The 21669-nt window shown below is 71.8% G+C and carries 17 protein-coding genes; 4 read left to right on the top strand and 13 right to left on the bottom strand.

Annotated elements, in window-relative coordinates:
- Window positions 1–13: 13 nt before the first annotated feature.
- Window positions 14–1735, bottom strand: coding sequence for a BTAD domain-containing putative transcriptional regulator (locus tag GA0070612_RS09090; protein WP_088987514.1), 1722 nt, complete (start codon window positions 1733–1735; stop codon window positions 14–16).
- A 142-nt stretch (window positions 1736–1877) separates the two neighbouring features.
- Between GA0070612_RS09090 and GA0070612_RS09085 the strand changes: the two genes are divergently transcribed.
- Window positions 1878–2699, top strand: coding sequence for a hypothetical protein (locus GA0070612_RS09085; protein ID WP_088987513.1), 822 nt, complete (start codon window positions 1878–1880; stop codon window positions 2697–2699).
- A gap of 121 nt (window positions 2700–2820) precedes the next feature.
- Here the strand turns inward: GA0070612_RS09085 and GA0070612_RS09080 are convergent, their stop codons facing one another.
- The 5 genes from GA0070612_RS09080 to GA0070612_RS09060 are packed head-to-tail and all read right to left on the bottom strand — an operon-like array spanning window position 2821 to window position 7542.
- A complete protein-coding gene (locus GA0070612_RS09080; RefSeq protein WP_088987512.1) occupies window positions 2821–3930 on the bottom strand; it encodes a branched-chain amino acid ABC transporter permease in 1110 nt (369 codons plus the stop codon).
- Window positions 3927–4817 (bottom strand): branched-chain amino acid ABC transporter permease, encoded by an 891-nt coding sequence (locus GA0070612_RS09075; RefSeq protein ID WP_088987511.1) that lies wholly within the window; start codon window positions 4815–4817, stop codon window positions 3927–3929. Before GA0070612_RS09075 ends, GA0070612_RS09080 begins: the two co-directional genes overlap by 4 nt.
- Complete coding sequence (locus GA0070612_RS09070) at window positions 4817–5596, bottom strand: ABC transporter ATP-binding protein (RefSeq protein ID WP_197699340.1); 780 nt, start codon at window positions 5594–5596, stop codon at window positions 4817–4819. The genes GA0070612_RS09075 and GA0070612_RS09070 overlap by 1 nt, the downstream gene beginning before the upstream one ends.
- Window positions 5596–6339 (bottom strand): ABC transporter ATP-binding protein, encoded by a 744-nt coding sequence (locus GA0070612_RS09065; RefSeq protein WP_088987510.1) that lies wholly within the window; start codon window positions 6337–6339, stop codon window positions 5596–5598. Before GA0070612_RS09065 ends, GA0070612_RS09070 begins: the two co-directional genes overlap by 1 nt.
- A gap of 3 nt (window positions 6340–6342) precedes the next feature.
- Window positions 6343–7542, bottom strand: coding sequence for a substrate-binding domain-containing protein (locus tag GA0070612_RS09060; protein WP_088987509.1), 1200 nt, complete (start codon window positions 7540–7542; stop codon window positions 6343–6345).
- Between the two features lie 631 nt (window positions 7543–8173).
- Here GA0070612_RS09060 and GA0070612_RS09055 point away from each other — a divergent pair.
- Together GA0070612_RS09055 and GA0070612_RS09050 are read left to right on the top strand one after the other, a co-directional pair.
- Window positions 8174–9508 carry a TrkH family potassium uptake protein gene (locus tag GA0070612_RS09055; protein ID WP_088987508.1) on the top strand — a complete coding sequence of 445 codons (1335 nt, stop codon included), beginning with the start codon at window positions 8174–8176 and terminating at the stop codon, window positions 9506–9508.
- Window positions 9509–9525: 17 nt separating this feature from the next.
- Entirely contained in the window at window positions 9526–10194 is a 669-nt protein-coding gene (locus GA0070612_RS09050; RefSeq protein ID WP_088987507.1) for a potassium channel family protein, read from the top strand.
- A gap of 38 nt (window positions 10195–10232) precedes the next feature.
- Here the strand turns inward: GA0070612_RS09050 and GA0070612_RS09045 are convergent, their stop codons facing one another.
- The 7 genes from GA0070612_RS09045 to GA0070612_RS09015 form a co-directional block, all read right to left on the bottom strand.
- Entirely contained in the window at window positions 10233–11876 is a 1644-nt protein-coding gene (locus GA0070612_RS09045) for a serine/threonine-protein kinase (protein ID WP_088987506.1), read from the bottom strand.
- 71 nt (window positions 11877–11947) lie between these two features.
- Complete coding sequence (locus GA0070612_RS09040) at window positions 11948–13510, bottom strand: fused MFS/spermidine synthase (RefSeq protein WP_088987505.1); 1563 nt, start codon at window positions 13508–13510, stop codon at window positions 11948–11950.
- Window positions 13511–13546: 36 nt separating this feature from the next.
- The gene (locus GA0070612_RS09035) at window positions 13547–14563 is read right to left on the bottom strand and encodes a coiled-coil domain-containing protein (protein ID WP_408630539.1); all 1017 of its coding nucleotides are present in this window, start codon (window positions 14561–14563) and stop codon (window positions 13547–13549) included.
- Between the two features lie 185 nt (window positions 14564–14748).
- Window positions 14749–15558: an inositol monophosphatase family protein gene (locus GA0070612_RS09030; protein WP_088987504.1), complete on the bottom strand. Its 810-nt coding sequence runs from the start codon at window positions 15556–15558 to the stop codon at window positions 14749–14751.
- A complete protein-coding gene (locus GA0070612_RS09025) occupies window positions 15551–16003 on the bottom strand; it encodes a response regulator (RefSeq protein ID WP_088987503.1) in 453 nt (150 codons plus the stop codon). Before GA0070612_RS09025 ends, GA0070612_RS09030 begins: the two co-directional genes overlap by 8 nt.
- Window positions 16000–17733 carry a sensor histidine kinase gene (locus GA0070612_RS09020; protein WP_088987502.1) on the bottom strand — a complete coding sequence of 578 codons (1734 nt, stop codon included), beginning with the start codon at window positions 17731–17733 and terminating at the stop codon, window positions 16000–16002. Before GA0070612_RS09020 ends, GA0070612_RS09025 begins: the two co-directional genes overlap by 4 nt.
- Window positions 17730–18929 (bottom strand): PP2C family protein-serine/threonine phosphatase, encoded by a 1200-nt coding sequence (locus GA0070612_RS09015; RefSeq protein ID WP_088991370.1) that lies wholly within the window; start codon window positions 18927–18929, stop codon window positions 17730–17732. Before GA0070612_RS09015 ends, GA0070612_RS09020 begins: the two co-directional genes overlap by 4 nt.
- A gap of 296 nt (window positions 18930–19225) precedes the next feature.
- Between GA0070612_RS09015 and GA0070612_RS09010 the strand changes: the two genes are divergently transcribed.
- A complete protein-coding gene (locus GA0070612_RS09010; RefSeq protein ID WP_088987501.1) occupies window positions 19226–21646 on the top strand; it encodes a M28 family peptidase in 2421 nt (806 codons plus the stop codon).
- Window positions 21647–21669: the final 23 nt, after the last annotated feature.

Raw genomic sequence — 21669 nt, 5'->3', positions numbered from 1 at the left:
TGTGCCGGTTGCCTCACTCGGCCCGGCCGGGTGCGGCCGTGGGTGGAGCGGGCACGGCTGGCGGGGGAAGGAAGATGAGCAGCTCACGCAGCGAATCGGTGAGCGCCGGTGGGAGGAGGCAGCGCGCAGCCAGGTCCTCCATCGAGCCGAACGGCCCACGAAGCCAACGGTCCATCACCACCTGCCGTGCCTGCCCGGCGCTGACCCCGGGCAGCTCGGCGATCGTCCGTTCCTGGACCGCGTTGACATCCACCAGGCCACCGTCGTCGAAGGTGCGAGCCAGGTCGGGTCGGCCGATGTGCAGCTCCTGCCGCGCTGCCGGGTAGTGGTACAGCAGGTAACGGGCCTGCTCACGGCGGACCCGACGGTCGTCGACCACCGGCTCGGACGACCTCCCGATCCGGTTCGTGAGGGCCGACCAGATCGCGCCGTTGAGCAGGATCGTGTGCAGGACGCCGAGCAACCAACCGAGCATCCAGGCCAGGACAAGGAATCCCTCGGCGTCGGTCACCTCCTCCGAGTCGCTGCTCCCGAGGACGCCGATGAAGGCGACGGACAGCACCAGGTATCCCACGGCGGTGAGCCCGTTGCGCCAGCTCCGTCGCCAACTGGCGTAGACCAGCACCACCAGCCAGGTGAGCAGACCGAAGGAGAACACGGCGGTGAGGATGCCGACGACCGTCGCGGTGACACTCAGCCAGGGCGGCACCGAGTGCGCCGGGGCGTCCCGGGATGAGTGCCGTTTCGAGGGCGCCCAGGGCGGAGGAGGGACAGGCTGCGGGGCGGGCATCGGGCCGGTCGGCCCATACCCGCCAGTCGGGAGGGGCGGGCTGGCCGGCGAGGGTGGGCTGGTCGAGGCCGGTGGGCTGGTCGGTGCCGTCGGCGCGGGTGGATCGATCGACGCGGGTGGGCTGGGAGTCGGTAGCGGGCGGGGCGGCTCCGGCTCACCCGCCGGCTCCGCCGCCACCAGGGTCGGGTCGGAGCGGAGGATGCGCCGGTGCAGTTCCTGGAGCGCCTCGCCCGGTCCGATGCCGTGCTCCTCCCGGAGCAGGTCACCGAACTCCCGGTAGGCCGCGAGCGCCTCCGCCTGCCGCCCACTGCGATAGAGCGCCAGCATGAGCTGGTGCCGCAGTCGTTCCCGGACCGGGAACTCGGCCACCAACTCCACCAACTCCCCGACCATCTCCCGGTGCCGGCCCAGGTCCAACATCAGGTCGGCCCGGGTCTCCAACCCGACGGCCCGCAGCTCGACCAACCGTTGCCGGGCCGCCTCCAGAGGTGGTCCGGTGAAGCCGCTGAACGGCTCGCCCTGCCAGAGCGCCAGGGCGGTGGCCAGCTCGGTCAGTGCTTCGGTGGCACGGCCCTCGGCCCGCCGTTGCCGGGCGCGGTGGACGCCGCGTTGGAACCGGACCGCGTCGAGCGCGTCCGGATCCACGCGCAGCAGATAACCGGCATCGGTCAGGCTCAACACCTGCCCGGGGGTACGCGGCGAACGGTCCGGCTCCAGCACCCGGCGCAGCCCGGCGACATACTTCTGCACGACGTTGGGGCCGTTCGCGGGCGGATCCTCCGGCCAGACCGCCTCGATGATCTGCCCGGTGGACACCGGACGGCCCGCGGAAAGCAGCAGCACGGTCAGCACCGCGCGCTGCTTGCCCGGCCCGAGGTCGATCTCCCGGTCGGAATACCAGGCCCGCTGAGGCCCGAGGATCTCGAAACGCAGCTGTCCTGACATGCGAGTTTCCGCTCCTGACACCCCCGCGAGCACCGGACGGCAGTGCCCGGCAGCCGGACGGCAGCATATCGGCAGCGGGACCGCCGTGATGGTCCGCAACATCGTCATCGGCAGAAGCCACGCAGCGAGAAAGAGACATGCGATGACACAGGCAACGGGCACCGCCGGCACCTTCGGACGGACGGTCGGCACGATCGCCGCCGTACTGGCCGCGACCACTCTCCTCGGGGGCTGCGGACCGAAGGACGAGCCCGCAGCGGCACCGCAGAGCGGCCCGAGCGCCAGCCCGACGGTCGATCCGAAGCAGGCGCTCCTCGACGCCGTCCCGGACGGCACCGAGGGGACGTTCCAGTTCAGTGGGAAGGACTCCACCAACACGCACACCGGTCGGGTCGACCCCGCGTCGAAGGCTGTCGAACTCAGCATCACCGGTGCGCCGGGCTCCGACGGCATCACCACGAAGATGTCGTTCCTGCTCATCGGCGAGGAGGCGTGGCTGAAGGCGAAGTTCAGCGGCAAGCCGGGCCTGCCGAGGTTCCCGGACAAGTGGATGAAGCTGGACCGCACGAAGCTGACCGGCGCCGACACCATCCCGGCCTACGACAGCGCCGACCAGGGCAACACCGGCCCGCTCATCGAGGCGGCCACCTCGGTTCAGGAGCAGAGCCCCGGCCAGTACGTCGGTGTCGTCGACGTGAGCACTGGCAACGCGGCCGAGGTGCTGGACGACGGCGAGGCGGCGGCACTCGGCGAAGCCGGGAAGACGGTGCCGTTCACCGCGGTCGTCGACGGGGACAAGCGCCTGACCTCGCTGACGTTGAAGATCCCGGCCGCCGGCAAGACGAAGGCGTACGACTACGTCGTCAACTACACCGGCTACGGCACCACCCCGAAGATCACCGTCCCCACGGGCAACGCCGCCACCAAGGCTCCAGCGATGGCGTACGAGATGCTCAACGGCTGACCCGTCCCACGGGAGGGTGGCGGCCACACGGGGGGCCGCCGCCCAAGCCCCGTTGATCAAGAGGTTTGCGTCATCGTTCGGCCGAATCTTGACGCAAACCTCTTGATCAACAGGGTCGGGGTCAGGGGGTGGGGGATCGGCTGGGGCGGAGGGCTCGGGTCAGGTGGGCTACGCGGGGGGCCAGGCCGGCCAGGCCGCCGGGGAAGAAGTAGACGGCCAGGATGAAGACCGTCCCCAGGACGAACAGCGGCTGGCTCAGCGGGTGGCTGAGGACGGCCGGCAGGTTGTCCACCGCGTCGCTCGTGCCGAAGGCGGTGAGCCGGTGGTCCAGGTACATGTAGAGGACACCGCCGAGCACCGGCCCCCACCGGGTGCCCGGCCCGCCGAGCACCACCATGACCAGCAGCGACAGGGTCAGCTCGGAGGACGTGATGTGCGGCGACGCGCCGCCGACGATCAGGACGTAGACGACCCCGCCCGCCGCCGCCAACCCACCGGCCAGGGTGAACGCGACCAGCTTGTAGCGGTACGGGTCCAACCCGAGCACGCCGATCCGCCGTTCGTCGTCCCGCAGACCGGCGAGCACCCGACCGGTCGGCGACCCGCTGACGCGGTGCACCACGAAGACCACCAGCGTCAGGTACGCCAGTGCCAGCCAGTACAGGTTGACCGTGTTGGTCACCCCGACCAGCCCGGCGGGCAGCCCGGACACGTCCAGCGGCAGGCCCTCCTCACCGCCGGTGAGCCCGCCGAAGTCCCGGGCCACCAGGATCGCGCCCACCTGGGCGAAGGCCAACGTGACCATGGCGAACGCGATGCCCACCGTCCGCAGCGCCACCGCACCGAGCAGCGCCGCGAGGATGGTGCCGCCGGTGACGGTCAGCAGCGCCGCCTGCCACAGCGGCAGACCGGCCCGGGTGACGAGGATGTCGGTGCCGTAGACACCGGCGGCGAAGTACAGCGCGTGCCCGAAGGAGAGCATTCCGGTCCGGCCGAAGAGCAGGTCGTACCCGGCCGCCAACCCGCCGAAGATCAGGCAGATGGCGAGCAGTTGCAGGGTGCCGGGTGAGTTGAGCGGCCCCTCGAAGATCCCCGGTAGGGAGATCGTCGAGTACGGCAGGATCGCCAGCACGACGAGCGCGACGAGCGGCAGGAACGGGCGGACCCGGTGGGCACGGCCGGGTTTCGGCACGGTGGGCGTCGGCGTCGGTGTTGTCTGAAGAAGCGTCATGCCGTTGCCACCTTTCCGGCGATGCCCTGCGGGCGCAGCAGCAGCACCACGGCCAGCAGCCCGACCACGCAGATGTCGCCCAGCCCGGACGTGCCGTAGTAGTTGACGAACTGCTGCACCAGCCCGACCACGACCGCCGCGTACGCGGAGCCGACCACCGAGCCCATCCCGCCGATCACCACCACGATGAACGCGAAGATCAGCAGTGAGCTGCCCTGACCGGGCGAGACGGTGCCGAAGTAGACGCCGCCCAGCGCGCCGGCGAGGGCGGCAGCCGCCCCGCCGATCGCGAAGACCAGCGTGAACGCCTTGCGCACGTCGATGCCGAGCGCGGTCACCATCTCCCGGTTCTCCACCCCGGCGCGGATCACCAGGCCGTACCGGGTCCAGCGCAGGAACGCCAGGATCGCGCCGAGCACCAGCACCGCCGCGATGATCAGCAGCAGGCCGCCGTTCGGCACCTGCGCACCGAGGATCCCGGTCACCTGCCGCGTCCAGTCGGGGCGTGGGAACGGACGGGCGTCCGCACCCCAGGTGGCCTGCAACAGCGCCACCCCGGCCAGCGACAGGCCGACGGTGACCAGCACCTGCTCGATGGTGCGGGAGTAGAGCGGGCGGATCAGCACCAGCTCGACCAGGATCGCCACCAGCGTGCCGGCGGCCACCCCGAACGCGACAGCCAACACGAAGCCGAACCCGTCGGGGCCCGCGCCCGGCAGGTTGCCCGCCGCCCACCAGGTCCCGTAGGCGCCGACGCCGAGGAACAGCCCGTGCGCGAAGTTGAGCACGTCGGCCAGGCCGAAGACCAGGGACAGGCCGGAGGCGACCAGGAAGTACAGCGCCGCCAGGCCGAGCCCGGTCAACGCCAACAGGATCACGGTCCCCATCAGAGCTGGTCCTTCCTCGCGACTGCGGGGCCCGCAAGCTCACTCCTCGCGCTCGGCGCGGACACCTCCGCCGAGCCGACACCCAGCAACGACTTCGTCAACGCCGTCTCCAACAGCAACTCGTGGGCGTCGCCGGTCCAGGCCACCTTGCCGGCGGCCAGCACCACCGCGTCCCGCGCCAGCCGGCGTACGACAGCCAGGTTCTGCTCGACGAGCAGCACCGGCACCGACTCCGCCACCCGTTCCAGCACCTCGGCCACCTCGGTCACCACCTTCGGCGCCAGCCCCTTGGTCGGCTCGTCGATGAGCAACAGCCGGTTGTCGTTGAGCAGCACCCGACCGATCGCGAGCATCTGCTGTTGGCCGCCGGAGAGCGAGCCGGCCCGTTGCCGTCCGCGCCGGTCCAGCTCCGGGAAGAGCGCGAAGACCTTGTCGTACGCCGGGCTGGTGCCGCGTCGTTCGGCGAGCCGGAGGTTCTCGGCGACGGTGAGGCCGGCGAACACGTCCCGGTCCTCCGGCACGTAGCCGAGCCCACCGCGGACCAGCCGGTGGGTGGGCTGGCTCAGCAGGCTCTGCGCGCCCATCCGGATGGTGCCGCGGACCTCCCCGGCGGGCGGGGTGAGGCCGAGGACGGCGCGCAACGTGGTGGTCTTGCCGACACCGTTGCGGCCCAGCAGGACCGTCACGCCGGTCGGGGCGACGGTGAAGGACACGCCCTGGAGGATGTGCAGCCCAGAGATCCGGACCGACAGGTCCTCCACACTGAGAACGGGTTCCATCAGAGCGACTCCCCCAGGTAGGCCTCTTGCACGGTGGGGTTGGCCATCACCGTCTCCGGGGTGTCGCAGGCCAGCAGGGCACCGTGGTGCATGACGGCGATCCGGTCGGCCAGATCCAGGATGACGTCCATGTGGTGTTCGACCATCAGCACCGCCCGGCCGCTGCCGCCGGTCAGCGACTTGATGACGGCGACCAGTTCCGGGATGTCCTCGGCGCTGACCCCGGCCATCGGCTCGTCCAGCAGCATCACCCGGGGTTCGCCGGCGAGCAGCAGGGCGATCTCCAACTTGCGCTTCTCGCCGTGGGCCAGGGTGCCGGCGAGTGCCGTACCCCGGTGGGCGAGGCCGACCCGGTCCAGCGCCGCGTCGGCGGCGGCGGCCACCTCCCGGTCGGCCGCCGCCCGCCGCCACAGTGCCATCGAGCCCCCGCGGTGCGCCTGCACGGCGAGCCGGACGTTCTCCCGCACGCTGAGCGAGCCGAAGACCGAGGACGCCTGGAAGGTACGGCCCAGCCCCAGGCGGGCACGCCGGTGCGGCGGAAGCGCCCCGATGTCCTGCCCGTCCAGGGTGATCCGGCCCTCCGTGGCCCGACGCAGGCCGGTGATCAGGTTGAACAGCGAGGTCTTGCCGGCGCCGTTCGGCCCGATCACGCCCAGGAACTCCCCGGGCTCGAGGTCGAGGCAGACGCTGTCGACGATGGCGACCTCACCGATCCGCCAGGTCAGACCGCGGGTGGCGAGCATCGGTCAGCCCTTCATGGCCACGGCCGGTGGCGCGGTCTCGTCACCGGTGAGGCTCTTCTGCGCGGTGGCCGTGAACTCGGTGCCGCTGCCGGCCAGCTTGGCCTGGAACATCGGCTGGAGCAGCGCGTGGTCGGCTGCCCGGATGGTCATCGTGCCCTTGACCCCGTCGAAGCTCCAGCCCTCCAGAGCGGTGACCATCTTGTCGACGTCGTCCCCGCCCTCCTGCGCCGCCCGGACCACCATCTGGGCGGCGGCGAAGCCGTCCGGGTGGAACAGGTCGATGGTGTTCACCTTGGCCTTGAGCGCCTTGCTGGCCTCGGTGTCGCTGGCGCCGTCGAAGTAGTGCGACAGGAATGAGATCTTGGTGCCGGCAGCTCCGAAGGTCGGCCACGAGGCGCGGATGTCCAGACCGGTGACCACTGTGGTGGACGCCAGCACACCCTGCTGGTCGAGGGTCTGCCACATCGCCGGGGCGGTGGTGCCGGCCCACGCCACGAAGAGCAGGTCCGGCTTGGCGGTCTTGATCTGGCTGGCGAACGGGGTGAACTCGGTGGCGCTGGCCGGGGCCCGGACGCTGCTCACGGTGGCGCCCGCCCCACCGATGACGGCCTTGACGGCCGCCTCGTTGGCGTCGCCGAACGCGCCGTCCTGCGCGAAGACCACCACCTTCTTGCCGGTCGGGTCGCCGATGAACGACTTGGCGGTCACCACGTCCTGGTAGGACTGGCGGCCGGAGCGGAACGTGTACTTGTTCGCGCCGGTCACCGCGTCGGTGGCCGCCGGTCCACTGATGAACAGGACCTTGTTCTGCGCCGCGATCGGCGCGACCTGCAACGCCACACCGGAGGCGGTGGAACCGGCAATGATCTTGGTGCCCTTGCCGATCAGGTCCTTCGCTGCGGAGACCGCCTTGGCCGGGTCACCCGCGTCGTCGACCTCGGTCACTTCGATCTTCCGGTCACCGACCTTGCCGGTGCCCTTCGTGGCGAAGTCGAGCCCCGCCTTGAACCCCTCGATGTACTGCTTTCCGTAACTGGCCAGGGCACCCGACTGGGAGTACACCAGGCCGACCTTGACCGGCGCGGCGCTGTCGCCGCCGCCGGTGGCGGTGTCCTGCGGGCTACCACAGGCCGTGGCGGCCAGCGCCGCGGCCATCATCGTGGCGGCGGACAGGAACGCCCGCCGCGTGTGCCGGACCGTCATCGCGACTCCAGGTGAGGACAGGATGCTGTGTTGTCGGCTCACGCTAGAAGTGACGTCACCCACGAGCTATGTGGCAGAAACACACAAGTAACGGGAATGAGGTGGCCGGAGGTTACAACGGCCCGCACGGCCGCCGGAGCGTCGTCGGTCCCGGTGGCCCGAACCCCCACGGACCGCACGTGGTGTGTGTCGTCTCGCGCCATCCGCCCCGGTTCGGTCAACCGATGATCGACTCCACATCGGCGAGGTCGTTCCATCCCGAGCGCCGGACACCCCCACGTCGCCGACCTAGTCGATCACTCCGCGTGGCCTGACGGTTCGCGCCTCGGACGTGCCGCTGGCCCGCCGTCCGGGTGGCGGACGACGGGCCAGCGTCTGGGCCGGGCGTGATCGGCCCAGCGATCGGTCGGAGCGGATCAGCTCCGGCCGAGGTCAGTTGTCGGCGAGCAGCGCGCCGGCCACGCCGAGGGTCGAGAGGGTACGTCGCAACGCCGTCTCCTGTCATCGAAGGGTGTCGCGGACAGCAGACCGCCCGTGGTTGGCCGGGAGTTGGTCGACGACTGACCGGCAGGTGAATCTCCGGAATGGGCGTTCCCACTCCGCCACCCGTCCGGAAAAGGAAGATTGTCTGGTGCGCTGGTTCTTCCGTAACCCCGTGCGGCTGGTGCCGCTGGGGTTCCTGGTGCCGATCCTGCTGGGCACCGGGCTGCTGATGGCGCGCTGGGCGACAGTCGATCACCAACGTCCACCTCTGGTCACCGCGTTGTTCACCGCCACCTCGGCGGTGTCGGTGACGGGCATGGCGATCAACGACACCCCCAACTACTGGTCCGCCGCGGGGCTCGTGGTGATCACTTTGCTCACCCAGCTCGGCGGTCTCGGCATCCTCACCGCTGCGGCGCTGGTCATCCTGGTGGTCTCACGCCAACTGGGCCTGCGCAACCGACTGCTGGTGCAGGCCGAGACGGCGGAGTTCGGGATCGGCGACGTGGCCCGGCTGCTGCGTCGGATCGCGGTGACCGTCTTCGCCTGCGAGGCGGTGATGACCGCCGTGGTCGCCGGCCGACTCTGGTGGGCGTACGACTACGGGCCGGGGCGGGCCCTCTGGTCGGGGGTGTTCCACGCGGTCCAGGCGTTCAACAACGGTGGCTTCGCGCTCTACAGCGACGGGCTGCTGGCCTTCGCCCGCGATCCGTGGGTGTCGCTGCCACTGGCGTTCGGTGGGATCGTCGGCGGGCTCGGGTTTCCGGCCCTGTTCGAGGCGGTCCGTGAGTGGCGCAGACCGGCGGGGTGGGTGGTGGCCACGAAGCTGACCATCTGGGGCAGCGTCGCCCTGCTGCTGCTGGGCTTCGTCGGCCTGCTCGCCGCCGAGTGGACCAACGCCAGCACCATCGGCTCGTACGACGCCGCCGGCAAGGTGCTCGCGTCGTTCACCCAGATCGCGTTGAGTCGCACCGGCGGGTTCAGCGTGCTGAACATCGCCGACCTCCAGGAGGAGAGCTATCCGCTGCTGATCGTGCTGATGTTCATCGGCGGCGGCAGCGCCAGCACGGCCGGAGGCATCAAGGTGTCCACGTTCTTCCTGCTCGGGTTCACCATCTGGGCCGAGTTGCGCGGTGAGCCGGACGTGACCGTCGGGCATCGCCGGGTGGCCACCGCCAGCCAACGACATGCGGTGACTGTGGCTCTGCTCAGCGTCGCGCTGGTCACGGCCGGAACGATGCTCCTGCTGCTGCTCACCGAGGGCGTGCGACTCGTCGCGGCGCTGTTCGAGGTCACCTCCGCGTTCAGCACCACCGGGCTCACCGTCGGTCTCGCCGGTGAACTGCCGGCCAGCGGTCAACTCGTGCTCACCGTGCTGATGTTCATCGGCCGGGTCGGGCCACTCACCCTGGGGTCGGCGATCGCCCTGAACACAAGACGCCGGCTCTACCGCTACCCCCAGGAACAACCAATTGTCGGCTAACAGCGAGGAGGGTCGAGGTGTCCGCGAGACGATCTGACGGCGGCGGGATCGTGGTGATCGGGTTGGGTCGCTTCGGCTGCCACCTGGCCGCGTCGCTCACCCGGATGGATCGCGAGGTGCTGGCCGTCGACCGCAACCCGGCCCAGGTCCAGCGCTTCTCCGACCAGATCGACCGGGTGGTCCAGGCCGACTCCACCGAGGAGGGGGCGCTCCGTCAGCTCGGCGTCGCCAGTTTCGCCCGGGCGGTGGTGGCCATCGGGGCGTCGGTGGAGGCGAGCGTCCTCACCGTGCTGGCGTTGGTCGAGTTGGGTGTGCCGCAGATCTGGGCGCGGGCCACCTCGCAGAAACACGCCAAGATCCTGTCGTCGGTGGGCGCACACCACGTGATCTTCCCGGAGGCGGAGACCGGCGACCGGGTGGCGCACCTGATCGTCAGCCGGCTGCTGGACTTCGTCGAGTTCGACGACGACTTTGCGATCGCCACCGTCCGGGTTCCGGGTTCGTTCGTCGGGCGCACCCTGCTCGACCTGCGCCCGGAGGAGCGCTCCGGGGTACGCGTGATCGGGGCGAAGGTGCCCGGTGAGCGTTTCCGGTACGCCTCGGACGACACGCCCCTCACCCAGGGTGGGGTGCTGATCGTGGAGGGCGGGATCGACCAGGTCCAGCGATTCGCGGGGCGACGCTGACGCTCACTTCTTCGGCCCGCCGTGCTTCTGCGGGCCCTTCACCCTTTTCCCGGACCACCCGGCCCCTTGCCCTCGCCGGGCTTCGCCGGCCCCTTCGCCGCCTTCGGCGGCTTCGCCTTCTGTGCGCCTCCACCGCCGGATCCGCTGGGTGTCGTCGCCTTCTTCGGCGGGGCCTTCTTCGTGGTGGCGGCCGTGCTCGCCGGTGCGGTGGACGGCACGCTGCCGGCGACCCCGGAGACGCGTACCCCGCAGGTCACGTCGCCCAGCCGGAACTCCACCGGCAGCGGGTTCGCCCCGGTGTACGTCCCGGACAGGGTGAGCTTCTCGGCCGCGCCGGGCGCGAGGGTGGTGCGCTGTGCGGCGGGTCGGATCAGCACCTTGCTGCCCTGCTGCTGCACCGACGTCGGCTCGGCCTTCGTCACGGTCTGCTGACCGGGGAACGTGAAGTTCATCGTCCAGTCCCGGAGTTCCTGCTTACCGCTGTTGGTCAGGGTCAGCTCGGCGGCGAAGTCCTTGCCGGTGTCGGCCCGCAGCGCGTACGTCACGTCGCAGGTCGGCGCCTGCGGCAGGCCCATCCGCGCCTCGGTGGTCGGCCGGTCGTCGCCGCTGGCCGGGCTGCGCGAGGTGAAACCCCACATCGCGCCGGTGACAGCGATCAGGCCGACGGCGGCCACCCCGGCCTCCACCCGCCGGCGACGTCGGTCCATCCGCCGGCCCCGGTTGCGGGTGCGGGACAGCGGCAACGCGTCGGTCGCCGCGGACCACGGCAGAATCGTGGTGCCCGCGTTGGCCAGCGCGGCCGGGTCCAGGTGCCCGGCGGCCGGGGAGACCGGCACCGCGGCGAGCATTCCGGCCGCCTCGGCGAGGGTCCGGGCCAGTTCGGCGGTCGCCGGGCGGTCACCGGGCCGCTTGGCCAGGCAGCGCCGCACCAGGTCGGTCACCTCGTCCGGCAGGCCGGGCACCGGTGGCATCGGGTCCGGGTCGTTGTACATGTGCGCGCGCAGCATCTGCGTGGTCGTGTCGGCCTGCCAGGGCAGCCGGCCGGTGAGCATCCGGTAGAGCAGCAGACCGACGGCGTACACGTCGGTGGCCGGGGAGACCTGGCCGTTGTCCAACCGCTCCGGGGCCAGGTAGGCGGGGGTGCCGAGCAGCGCGCCGTCGGGGCCCTTCTCGCTCTCCCCGACCAGCGCGGAGATGCCGAAGTCGACGACCTTCACACCAGTCGGCGTGAGCATCACGTTGCCCGGGGTGACGTCACGGTGCACCACACCACGGGCGTGCGCGGTGGCCAGCGCCGAGCTGACCTCGGCGCCGATCGTCACCGCCTCCCGCCACGGCAGGCTGACCTCCCGACCGAGCCGGTTGGCGAGTGAGGCTCCGTCGACCAGCTCCATCACCACGTACGGCACGGTCAGGCCGACCTGCTCGGACTCGCCGTAGTCGTACACGTTGGTGATGTTGGGGTGGCAGAGCCGCGCGGCGGCCTGCGCCTCCACCCGGATCCGGTGCCGGAAGGCCCGGTCGCTGGCCAGCCGCGAGGCCAGCACCTTCACCGCGACCTGGCGGCCCAACACCTCGTCGTAGCCGCGCCAGACGACCGACATGCCGCCCGCGCCGAGTTGCTCGACGAGCCGGTAGCGCTCATCGAGAAGTTGCGCGTTGTTCCGGTCCCCACCGCCCATGGTGGCCGTTGTTGCCCAGGCCGGACAGACCTACACCTGTTGGATCGGAATCGGTCAGGAAAGTCACCCGATCAGGCGGTCGCCAACAGTTGGTCCACCGGGGCGTAGTCGTCGGTCAACACCAGCGCCGAGCCGACGAACTCCGTCAGCTCCGCGCCGGAGAGCAGGCTGACCTTCGGGTCCACCTGGCTCAGCCGGGCGCGGACGGCCTCCACCGGCAGCGGGGCGTCCGAGCCGACGATGAGGAAGTTGGAGCCCTGCTGCTCGGCGAGCGCCTCCGGCGGCGCGATCAACGCGACGTGCCGGAACTCGGCCCCGACGGTGGCCAGCTCGGCGCGGATGAACCGCAGCGGCGGGTAGTCGATGACGTTCTGCACGTACACGCCGCCGGGACGGGTCACCCGCCGGATCTCGGCCGCCATCTCCCGGGTGGCCAGGTGCCACGGCACCACCAGGTGGCCGAACGCGTCACCGACGACCAGGTCCCGGCTGTCCGTCGGCTCGCCGGCCACCAGCATCCGGGCGTCACCCACCACCGCCCGCAGCTCCGGCCCCGTGCGTACGCCCAGTTCCTGCCTGCCCAGCTCGACCAGGCCGCCGTCGATCTCGAACACCACGTTCTCGGTGCCCGGCCGGGTGGCGGTGAGGTAGCCCGGGACGGTGAAACCGCCGCCGCCCAGGTGCAGCGCGTCCAGTCGCTGCCCGGTCGGCGCGGCGACGTCGGCGACCGCGCCGATCCACTTCGTGTACGCGTACTCCAGGTGTTTCGGGTCGGCGAGGTCCACGTACGAGTGGTGGGCCGAGTTGAGCAGGAGCGTCCGACCGGTGGACCGGTTCGGGTCCGCCGCGACGCGGGCGCAGTGGTACGCCGTCTCGATGTCGCACGGGTTCGGCGCGACGGTGCTCAGCCCCGCCCCGACCAGGCCGAGGACCGCCAACGCGGCCCTGGTCCGGGCCGGGCCGGGCAGGTCGGTGGGCTCCTGCCGGCGTAGGTACCAGCCGAGACCGATGCCGACCAGCCCGAGCGCGAGCGCGAGGGTCAGCAGGATGACGGTGCTGCGCAGCGCGGCGACCAGCACGAAGCCGGTGAGCAGGGTGGCGGTGATGCCGCCGAGGGTGCCGATACCGGAGAGTCGACCGACCACCTGGCCGGTGCGGCGCAGGTCGGCGAGTTGGAGCTTCACGACCAGCGGGGTGACAGCGGCCAGCAGCGCGGCCGGGACGAACACGGCCAGCGCGACCAGCAGCAGGATGCCGCTGGCCGCCCCGCCGCGCAGCACCTCACCGGCGTAGCGGACCACCGGCAGGGTGATCGCGGTGGCGATGCCGGCCAACACCAGGGCCGGTGCCAGCAGGCCACGCGGGTTGCGCCGGTCGGCGAGCCACCCACCGGACCACGCCCCGTACGCGATGGCGGCCAGCGCGATGCCGATCACCGAGCTGGTCACCTGGAGGGTCACCCCGACGTACGGGCCGACCAGACGCAGCGCGACGGTCTCCAGCACCAGCACGGCGCCGCTGGAGAAGAAGACCAGGAAGGCGGCCAGGCCGTTGGGCAACGCCCGGCCGGTGGCCGGAGCGGGCGAGGCCGGGGATGCCGGCGGGGCCGTTACGTCGGACGGTGGGGAGCTCATCGTCGCGATGGTACGCAGCGAAGCTGGTGCTTCGGGTCAGTACATCGAGAGATGAACATGGTTCGTGTGGGACGCGGCGGGGCTGCCGCTGCCACTGTAGGCGCGCCAGCCGGTGCCGGGGTGCCAGATCTGCCGGTACCAGATCACGTAGAGCACCCCGAGACGGTCGGCGTTGCGCACGTGCCAGGCGGCGAGGCTGTCCCCGTACGACTTGTCGCCGCCGGTCGCGTTCTTGTCCTCGAAACCGTTGGTGGCGGCCGAGAAGTCGCAGGCCCGCCCCTTGGGGTGCTCACCGCCGCCGCCGCTGCGCTTGCAGGAGACGTGCCGCTTGTAGCCGGCGGCCTGGGTCTCCTTCAGGGCGTGCAGGGTGCGCGGGGTGATGCAGCCGGAGGTGGTCGGGTCCTTCACCGAGCACGACTCCGACGGCCAGGACCCGTCCGAGTTGCGCGGCGCGGGCTTGGCCGAGGTGGAGCTGCCACCGCTGAAACCGTTGCTGCCACCCGAGCTGACCTCGGCGAGGGCCGCCTCGGCCTCCTTCTTCTTCTTCGCCATCACGGCGAGTTGCTTCTGCTGCTCGCGGACCTCGGCGTCGATGGCGACCTTGGCCTGCTGCGCCTGCTCCTTGGCCTCGACGAGGTCGCGCAGCCGCTTGGCGTCGCGCTGGGCCATCAGGTCGAGGTCGCTGACCCGTTCCAGGAACGCCTGCGGCGTGCTCGTGTTGAGCAACATCGTCGCCGGGGTGAGCCGGCCGACCCGGTACGACTGTGCGGCCACCTCGCCCACCTGGGCGGTCAGCCCGACCATCCGACCCTCGACAGTCGTCAGCTCGCCGGCCAGCGCCGCCTGGCGACGCTTGGAGTTGTCCAGTTTGGCCTTCGCCTCGATGTGGCCCTTGGCGGTCAGCTCCAGAGCATCCTGGAGCTTCTTGCTGCCTCCCTCGCCGGGCTCCGCGTACGCGGGCACGGCGGCACCGCCGAGCACCAACGCGACGGTGGCGAGCAGAGCGAACAGGGCGCGGCGGCCGAGCCGCGGGCGAAGCCTGGTCCTGGGCACGAAAGCGTCCTTCCGTCGACCGCCGGTGAACCAACTGCGGCGGCGTCCCCGCCGGCGCCGGTCGGCGGCCTGCTGGCGGAGACCGCCGGTCACGATACCGGACGACGGCCTGCTGACCAGCCCCCCGACCGCCGGTCGGCCCAGATGTCGACAGAGCGTTTCGGCGTCGTCGCGCAGGGCGCGGATCAGCTGTCGAGGAGGGCGTCGCGGACCTCGGCCCAGATCTGTTCGTTGGCGGCGACGAGCAGGCCGCGGTCGTCGTCGGCCGGGTGGTAGTCGACGCCGTCGAAACGGCGGGCGACGCCACCGGCGGCGCGGACCAGCAGGGTGCCCGGCGCATGGTCCCACGGCAGGGTGCGCCAGAAGAGGACGAACTGCTGCTCTCCGGTGAGGATGTCCAGGTATTCCCGGCCGGCGCAGTGTTGGCCGGGCAGCAGCTCACCGAGCTGCCGACCGCCGGCGCGGACCCGGTCGCGGGTCTCCGGCGGCAGGAACCGGGTCATCGCCGCGCCGCGCAGCTCGCCCGGTGGTGGGGTCGCTGTGGTGCGGTCCACCGGTCGGCCGTTGAGCAGGGTGCCGTCGTCCGCCGAGCCGACGGCGAGAGTGTCGGCGAGCGGGTCGAGGATCCAGCCGGCGGTCGGTCGCCCGTCGGTCAGCAGCGACACCATCAGGGCGAACGGCCGACGTCCGGCGGCGAAGTTGGCGGTGCCGTCGACGGGGTCGACCAACCAGACGTCCCCGCCGGCGCGCAGGTGCCGCAGCAGCCCCGGGTCGTCGGCGACACCCTCCTCGCCGACGACCATCGAGCCCGGCCGGAGCCGGCGCAGCCCCGCCGAGAGCAGTTCCTCGGCGCGACGATCGGCGACGGTCACCACCTCACCGGGCGCCTTCTCCGACACGTCGTCGTCGTCGAGCTTGCGGAACAGCGGCAGCACGACCTGGTCGGCGGCCTCCCGGAGGAGGTCACCGACGTCGTCGAGCAGGGTGTCAGCCACGCGGCGGCAGCTTGACCACGCTGACGAAGAACTCGTCGATCTGGCGGACCACCGAGATGAAGCGCTCGAAGTCCACCGGCTTGGTCACGTAGGCGTTGGCGTGCAGCTGGTAGCTGCGCAGGATGTCCTCGTCGGCCTGGGAGGTGGTGAGCACCACGACCGGGATCCGACGCAGCTCCTGGTCCTTCTTGATCTCTTCGAGCACCTCCCGGCCGTCGCGGCGGGGCAGGTTGAGGTCGAGCAGGATCAGGTCGGGCGCGACCGCGTCGGCGTACTGCCCCTCCCGCCGCAGGTAGGCGAGCGCCTCGGCGCCGTCGGAGACGACGGTCAGCCGGTTGCGCAGCTTGTGCTCCTCGAACGCCTCCTGGGTCATCAGCACGTCACCCGGGTCGTCCTCGACGAGCAGGACCTCGATCGGGCTCTTGCCGTCCGCCGGCGCGGTCATCCCACCGTCTCCCTCATGTCACCCGTTCTACCGCTTCCCGACGGCTCGTCGGCCCGGTCCGGCCGGTCCGATCCGTCGGACTGCTCGGCCGGCGCTGCCGGAGCCTCGTTCGGGGGCGTCGTGTCGCCCGCCGGCAGGGCGGGCGGCTGGTCCGGCGACTCGACGGCGGCCGCCGCCTCCACGTCCGCCGGCAGCGCCGGCAGGGTGAAGCGGATCGCGGTGCCCTCCGGCACGTCGGTGTCCACCCAGACCCGGCCGCCGTGGTACTCGACGATCTTCTTGACGATGGCCAGCCCGATGCCGGTGCCCGGGTACGCGTCCTTCGAGTGCAGCCGCTGGAAGATCACGAAGATCTTGTCGGCGAACTCCGGCTCGATCCCGATGCCGTTGTCCTCGCAGCTGATCTCCCACTCGGCGCCCACCAGGCGGGCCGAGACGTGCACCTTGGCCGGCACGTCGGCGCGGCGGAACTTGATCGAGTTGCTGACCAGGTTGGCCAACAGGTTGGTGAGCAGCGGTTCCTCACCCGAGATCACCGGCAGGTCGGTCCAGGTCAGCTCGGCGTCGGCGTACTGCCGGGCGGCCTCGGTCTGCCCGGCCACGTCGCCCATCACCTTGTTCAGGTCGACCTCGACGAAGCCGGTGGTGAGCCGGCCGATCCGGGAGAACGCGAGCAGGTCGTTGATCAGGCGCTGCATGCGCTGGGCGCCGTCCACAGCGAACGCGATGTACTGGTCGGCCCGCTCGTCCAACTGCCCGGCGTAGCGGCGCTGGAGCAGCTGGCAGAAGCTGGCCACCTTGCGCAGCGGCTCCTGCAGGTCGTGCGACGCCACGTACGCGAACTGCTCCAGGTCACGGTTGGACCGGGTCAGCTCCTCGGCCTGCTTCTGGAGCTGGCTGTTGACCCACTCGATGCGCTCGCGGGCACCCCGCACCTCGGCCAGGTCCGCGGCGATCTTCTGACGCATCGCGTCCACGTCGTCGCCGAGCCGGATGAACTCCGGCGGGCCGACGGTGGCGATACGGTGCTGGTAGTCGCCCTCGGCGACCTCGCGGACCTGGTTGGCCAGGCCGGTCAGCGGCCGGACCACCATCCGGTCCAGCGAGATCAACAGCACCGCGCCGGCCACGACCACCACCAGTGCGGCGACGATGAGCAGGACGACGAGCACGTTGCTGCTGGTCCGTACGGCGGTGGCGGCCTGCTCCCGGGCGGCCAGGATCTCCTCCTGGAGGTCGTTCACCGCGGCGCGGACCTCGTCGAACTGCTGCCGGGCCCCTTCGGTGATCAACGCCTGCCCGGCGCTCGTGCCGCTCTGCTCGGTGGTGCTGATCACCGGCTCCGCCACCGACTGCCGCCACTGCGAGCTGCGTTCCTCGACGCCCCGCAACTCCTGCCCGATCTGCGGATAGTCGTTGAGGAGCACCCGCATCGAGGTGACGACGTCCGCCTCCCGGGCCAGCCCCTCCCGATAGGGGCTCAGGTCGGCCGGATCACCGCTGACCGCGTACCCACGGATGCCGGTCTCCTGGTCGAGCAACGCGTTGAGCAGTTCCTGCGACTGCACCCGCAGCGGGCCGGTCTGGTTCAGGACGGCGTCGATCTGGGTGCGGTTGCGCGCCGCCACCGCCGCCTCCGCGGCGGCCAGGCCGATCAGCAGCACACCCACGACGGCGAGCAGGGTGACGACCCGGCGGCGCAGACTCCAACCGCCGACCTCCGGCTTCACCGGCCACCGCCCCGGCTGACCAGCAGCATCGCCACGTCGTCGGCGAGCGGGCCACCGTTGAGCCGCTCGGCCCGACCGACCAGCCAGGCCGGCAGTTCGGGCAGCGACACCTCGCGGTTGGCCGGCTCGTCGAGCAGCCCGCTCAGACCCGGCACGTCGAGGCGTTCGTTGCCCTCACCCACCCGCCCCTCGATGAGGCCGTCGGTGTACATCAGCAGGGACCAGTCATCGGTGTCGAACTCCAGGTCGTAGGCGATCGGCCGGCGGGGTCGTACGCCCAACAGGCGGCCACCGGGCGCGGGCACCGGGGCGACCCGGCCACCGGAGAGCAGCAGCGGCGGCGGGTGCCCGGCGAGTCGGACGGTGGCCCGGTTGGCGTCCAGGTCCAGTCTGGCGGTGGCCACGGTCGCGAAGATCTCCTGAAGGCGGCGTTCGCTCATCAGCACCTGCTCCAGCGCGGGCAGCACCTCGTCGTCCGGCACTCCGGCGAGCACCAGGGCCCGCCAGGCCACCCGCAGCTCGACGCCGAGCGCGGCCTCGTCCACCCCGTGCCCGCAGACGTCGCCGACGATCAGGTCGATGCGGTCCGGGCGGGTCTGCACCACGTCGAAGAAGTCCCCACCGATCAGCGCGGCGTGCCGGCCCGGCCGGTAGAAGGTGTGCACCGCCACCTGGTCGGTCGTCATCAGCGGCTGTGGCAGCAGGCCGCGTTCGAGGCGGGCCGACTCGGCCTGGCGCAGCTCGACCTCGCGCAGCCGGCGGGCGTTCTCGTCGGCGCGCTTGCGCTCCACGGCGTAGCGCAGCGCCCGGGTCAGCAACACCCCGTCGACCTGGCCCTTGACCAGGTAGTCCTGCGCGCCCTCGGCGACCGCGACGACACCCAGGTGCTCGTCCGAACGGCCGGTCAGCACACAGACGGCGGCACCGCTGGACATCTCCAGCACCTGGCGCAGCCCGTCCAGCCCCTGTGCGTCGGGCAGGCCCAGGTCGAGCAGGACGCAGTCCACGTCGGTGATCCGCTGCCGCGCCTCGCTGAGACTGGTGGCGACCACCAGGTCGATCATCGAGTTGGTCTCGGCGAGCAGCTCACCGACCAGGAAGGCGTCACCCTCGTCGTCCTCCACCAGCAGCACCCGCAACCGCTCTCCCGGTGGCAGGTTGGCGTGCCGCGCCAGGCCGCCGTGCGGGTACGACACGACAGGGGAACCGGTCAGACCGGGTCCCCGGGTCGGCCGGGTCACCGCCGCGAGGCGCGGGAGTTCGCTGGTGATGTCGGGCTCCTTCCGAGTGCCCTGCTGATCCTGTATTAGACAACGGTCGCACACAACACGACGGCTCCGGCCCGGGCGGGGAGGGGGATGGACCGCGTCACTGCGTACCCGATGACAAACCGGGCGGCGGGTCGAGGTAGGGCTTACCGGCCATCCCGTCGGCGGGCACCGGGGGGCAGGATGGTGCCACCCCAGGCCCCACCACCCCCCGAGGAGTTTCCGTGGGCGCACCCACCACCCCGGCCACGACGGGCACGCCGTCCCGCCCGACTCGGGGCGTACCCCCGGCCGACCGGGCGCTGACCCGACCTCGCCGGCGGCTCCTGGCCGCCGCGGCGGCGCTGGTCGCGCTGGCCGCCGTCGGTGCCGGCAGCCTGCTCGACCTGCGGACCCCGGCGCCGAAGCCGACGGACGCGCCGGCCGCCGAGTTCAGCGCGGGCCGGGCGTTCGAGGACGTCCAGGTGATCGCGGCCCGGACGCACGTCGCCGGCAGCCCGGCCAACGACCAGGTACGCGCGCACATCGAGCAGCGGTTGCGCGGGCTCGGCCTGGAGACCGAGGTGCAGGACACGGTGGCGCCGGAGGCCGGTCAGCTCAGCGGGGCGGCGGGCGGGGCGACGATGGCCCGGGTCCGCAACGTGGTGGCCCGGCTGCCCGGCACCGCGTCGACGGGTCGGATCTTCCTGGTCGCCCACTACGACTCGGTGCAGACCGGGCCGGGCGGCAACGACGACGCCGCCGGCACCTCGGCCATCCTGGAGGTGGCCCGCGCGCTCACCACCGGCCCCCGGCCGCGCAACGACATCGTCTTCGTGCTGACCGACGCCGAGGAGGCGTGCCTGTGCGGCGCGTCGGCGTTCGCCGCCGGTCACCCGCTGGCCGCCGACGGCGGGGTGGTGCTGAACCTGGAGGCCCGGGGGTCCACCGGTCCCGTGATCATGTTCGAGACGTCGGCTGACAACGCGAAGCTGGTGGACGTCTTCGGCCGGGCCGCCCCGCACCCGGTCGGCACCTCGTTCGCCGTGGAGATCTACCGCGCGCTGCCCAACGACACCGACTTCACCGCGTTCCTCGACCAGAAGTTCGTCGGGCTGAACTCGGCGTACATCGACGGCGGCGCGATCTACCACACCCCGCTGGACACCCCGGCGGCCATGGACCGTGGCAGCCTCCAGCAGCACGGGGACAACGCGCTGGGAGTGGCCCGGGAGTTCGGCGCCGTCGACCTGACCGACCTGCGCTCCGGGCACGACGCCACCTACTTCCCGGTCCCCGGTGCTCTGGTCCGCTACCCGGGTTGGCTCACGCTGCCGCTGGCCCTGCTCGCGGTGGCCGCTGTGGTCGCGCTCGGCTGGCTGACCCGTCGGCAGGGCCGGGCCACCACCGGCCGGCTGGTCGCCGGCTTCGGGCTGGCCCTGGTGCCGATCGTGGCCGCTCCGGTCGCCGCCCAACTGCTCTGGCTCGCGATCACCACGATCCGACCGGGGTACGCCGAACTGCTCGACCCGTACCGACCTGTCTGGTACCGGTTGGCCGTTCTGGCGCTGGCCGCCGCCATCCTGTTCACCTGGTACGCGCTGTCCCGCCGCCGGATCGGCCCGGCAGCGCTCGCCGTCGCCGGGCTGGCCTGGCTGGCGCTTCTCGGCGTGCTGCTCGCCGTGGCGGTGCCCGGCGGGGCGTACCTCACCACACTGCCGGCCCTGGCCGGCGCGCTCGGCGGGCTGGTCGCGCTGCGTACCCGTCAGACCGGGCCGTGGCCGGTGGTGGCGGTGACGGCCGCCGCGGCCGTCGGCGTGCTCATCCTGCTGCCCACGGTGGTCCTGCTCTTCCCGGCGCTGGGGATGGGCATGGGCGGGGTGGCCGCGCTGGTCGCGGTGCTGCTCGGCCTGGCCGCCCTGCCGGTGGTCGACCTCCTGCACCCGCAGGCCGGCGGCCAGCGCGGGCTGCTGGCGCTGCGGGCCCGCCGGCTCGGTGTGCTGCCGGCCGGGGCCGCCGCCGTGGCGGCGCTGGTGCTCGCCGGGGTCGGGCTGGCCGTCGACCGCTTCGACGCCGCGCACCCCGCGCCCACCCACCTGATGTACGCGATGGACGCCGGCACCGGTCAGGCCCGTTGGCTCAGCCACGAGAGTGATCCGCAGCCGTGGACGGACGGGTACGTGGACGGGATGGCCGACGTCGGTGACGACTTCCCCGGGCTCGGCGACGGTGAGCTGCGGGCCGGGCCGGCGCAGACGGCGAACCTGCCGGCGCCGAAGCTCGACGTGCTGGGCGACAGCACCGCCGGCGGCGAACGCACGCTGCGGCTGCGGCTGACCCCGCAGCGGGCGGCCCGGCTCGCGACCCTGCACGTCGACACGTCGACCGCCACCGTGCTGCGGGCCGAGGTGGCCGGACGGTCGGTGCCGGTGGAACCCCGTGAGGGGAAGTGGGGCTTCGGGTTGGTCTTCCACGCCCCGCCGGCGGAGGGCATCGAGGTCACGCTGACGGTGCGGCCCACCGCTGCGCCTGTCGCGTTGCGGGCGATGGACGCGAGTGACGGGTTGGAGGCACTGCCCGGTTTCCGGGCCCGGCCGCCGGCCGTCGGCGTCGTCGGGTCGCACAGTTCGGAGATGTTGGCGGTCGCCCGCACCTATCCCATCTGACGGACACAGCGGTGGTCCGGCGT

Source organism: Micromonospora chokoriensis (assembly GCF_900091505.1).
Taxonomy (GTDB): Bacteria; Actinomycetota; Actinomycetes; order Mycobacteriales; family Micromonosporaceae; genus Micromonospora; species Micromonospora chokoriensis.
The sequence above is the reverse complement of the archived record's forward strand: the minus strand, read 5'-3'. Positions and strand labels throughout refer to the sequence as shown.

Bases quoted from the DNA above. Each gene is read 5' to 3' on its own strand.
- GA0070612_RS09090 (WP_088987514.1), bottom strand. From the start codon at position 1,735: ATGTCAGGACAGCTGCGTTTCGAGATCCTCGGGCCTCAGCGGGCCTGG.
- GA0070612_RS09085 (WP_088987513.1), top strand. From the start codon at position 1,878: ATGACACAGGCAACGGGCACCGCCGGCACCTTCGGACGGACGGTCGGC.
- GA0070612_RS09080 (WP_088987512.1), bottom strand. From the start codon at position 3,930: ATGACGCTTCTTCAGACAACACCGACGCCGACGCCCACCGTGCCGAAA.
- GA0070612_RS09075 (WP_088987511.1), bottom strand. From the start codon at position 4,817: ATGGGGACCGTGATCCTGTTGGCGTTGACCGGGCTCGGCCTGGCGGCG.
- GA0070612_RS09070 (WP_197699340.1), bottom strand. From the start codon at position 5,596: ATGGAACCCGTTCTCAGTGTGGAGGACCTGTCGGTCCGGATCTCTGGG.
- GA0070612_RS09065 (WP_088987510.1), bottom strand. From the start codon at position 6,339: ATGCTCGCCACCCGCGGTCTGACCTGGCGGATCGGTGAGGTCGCCATC.
- GA0070612_RS09060 (WP_088987509.1), bottom strand. From the start codon at position 7,542: ATGACGGTCCGGCACACGCGGCGGGCGTTCCTGTCCGCCGCCACGATG.
- GA0070612_RS09045 (WP_088987506.1), bottom strand. From the start codon at position 11,876: ATGGGCGGTGGGGACCGGAACAACGCGCAACTTCTCGATGAGCGCTAC.
- GA0070612_RS09040 (WP_088987505.1), bottom strand. From the start codon at position 13,510: ATGAGCTCCCCACCGTCCGACGTAACGGCCCCGCCGGCATCCCCGGCC.
- GA0070612_RS09025 (WP_088987503.1), bottom strand. From the start codon at position 16,003: ATGACCGCGCCGGCGGACGGCAAGAGCCCGATCGAGGTCCTGCTCGTC.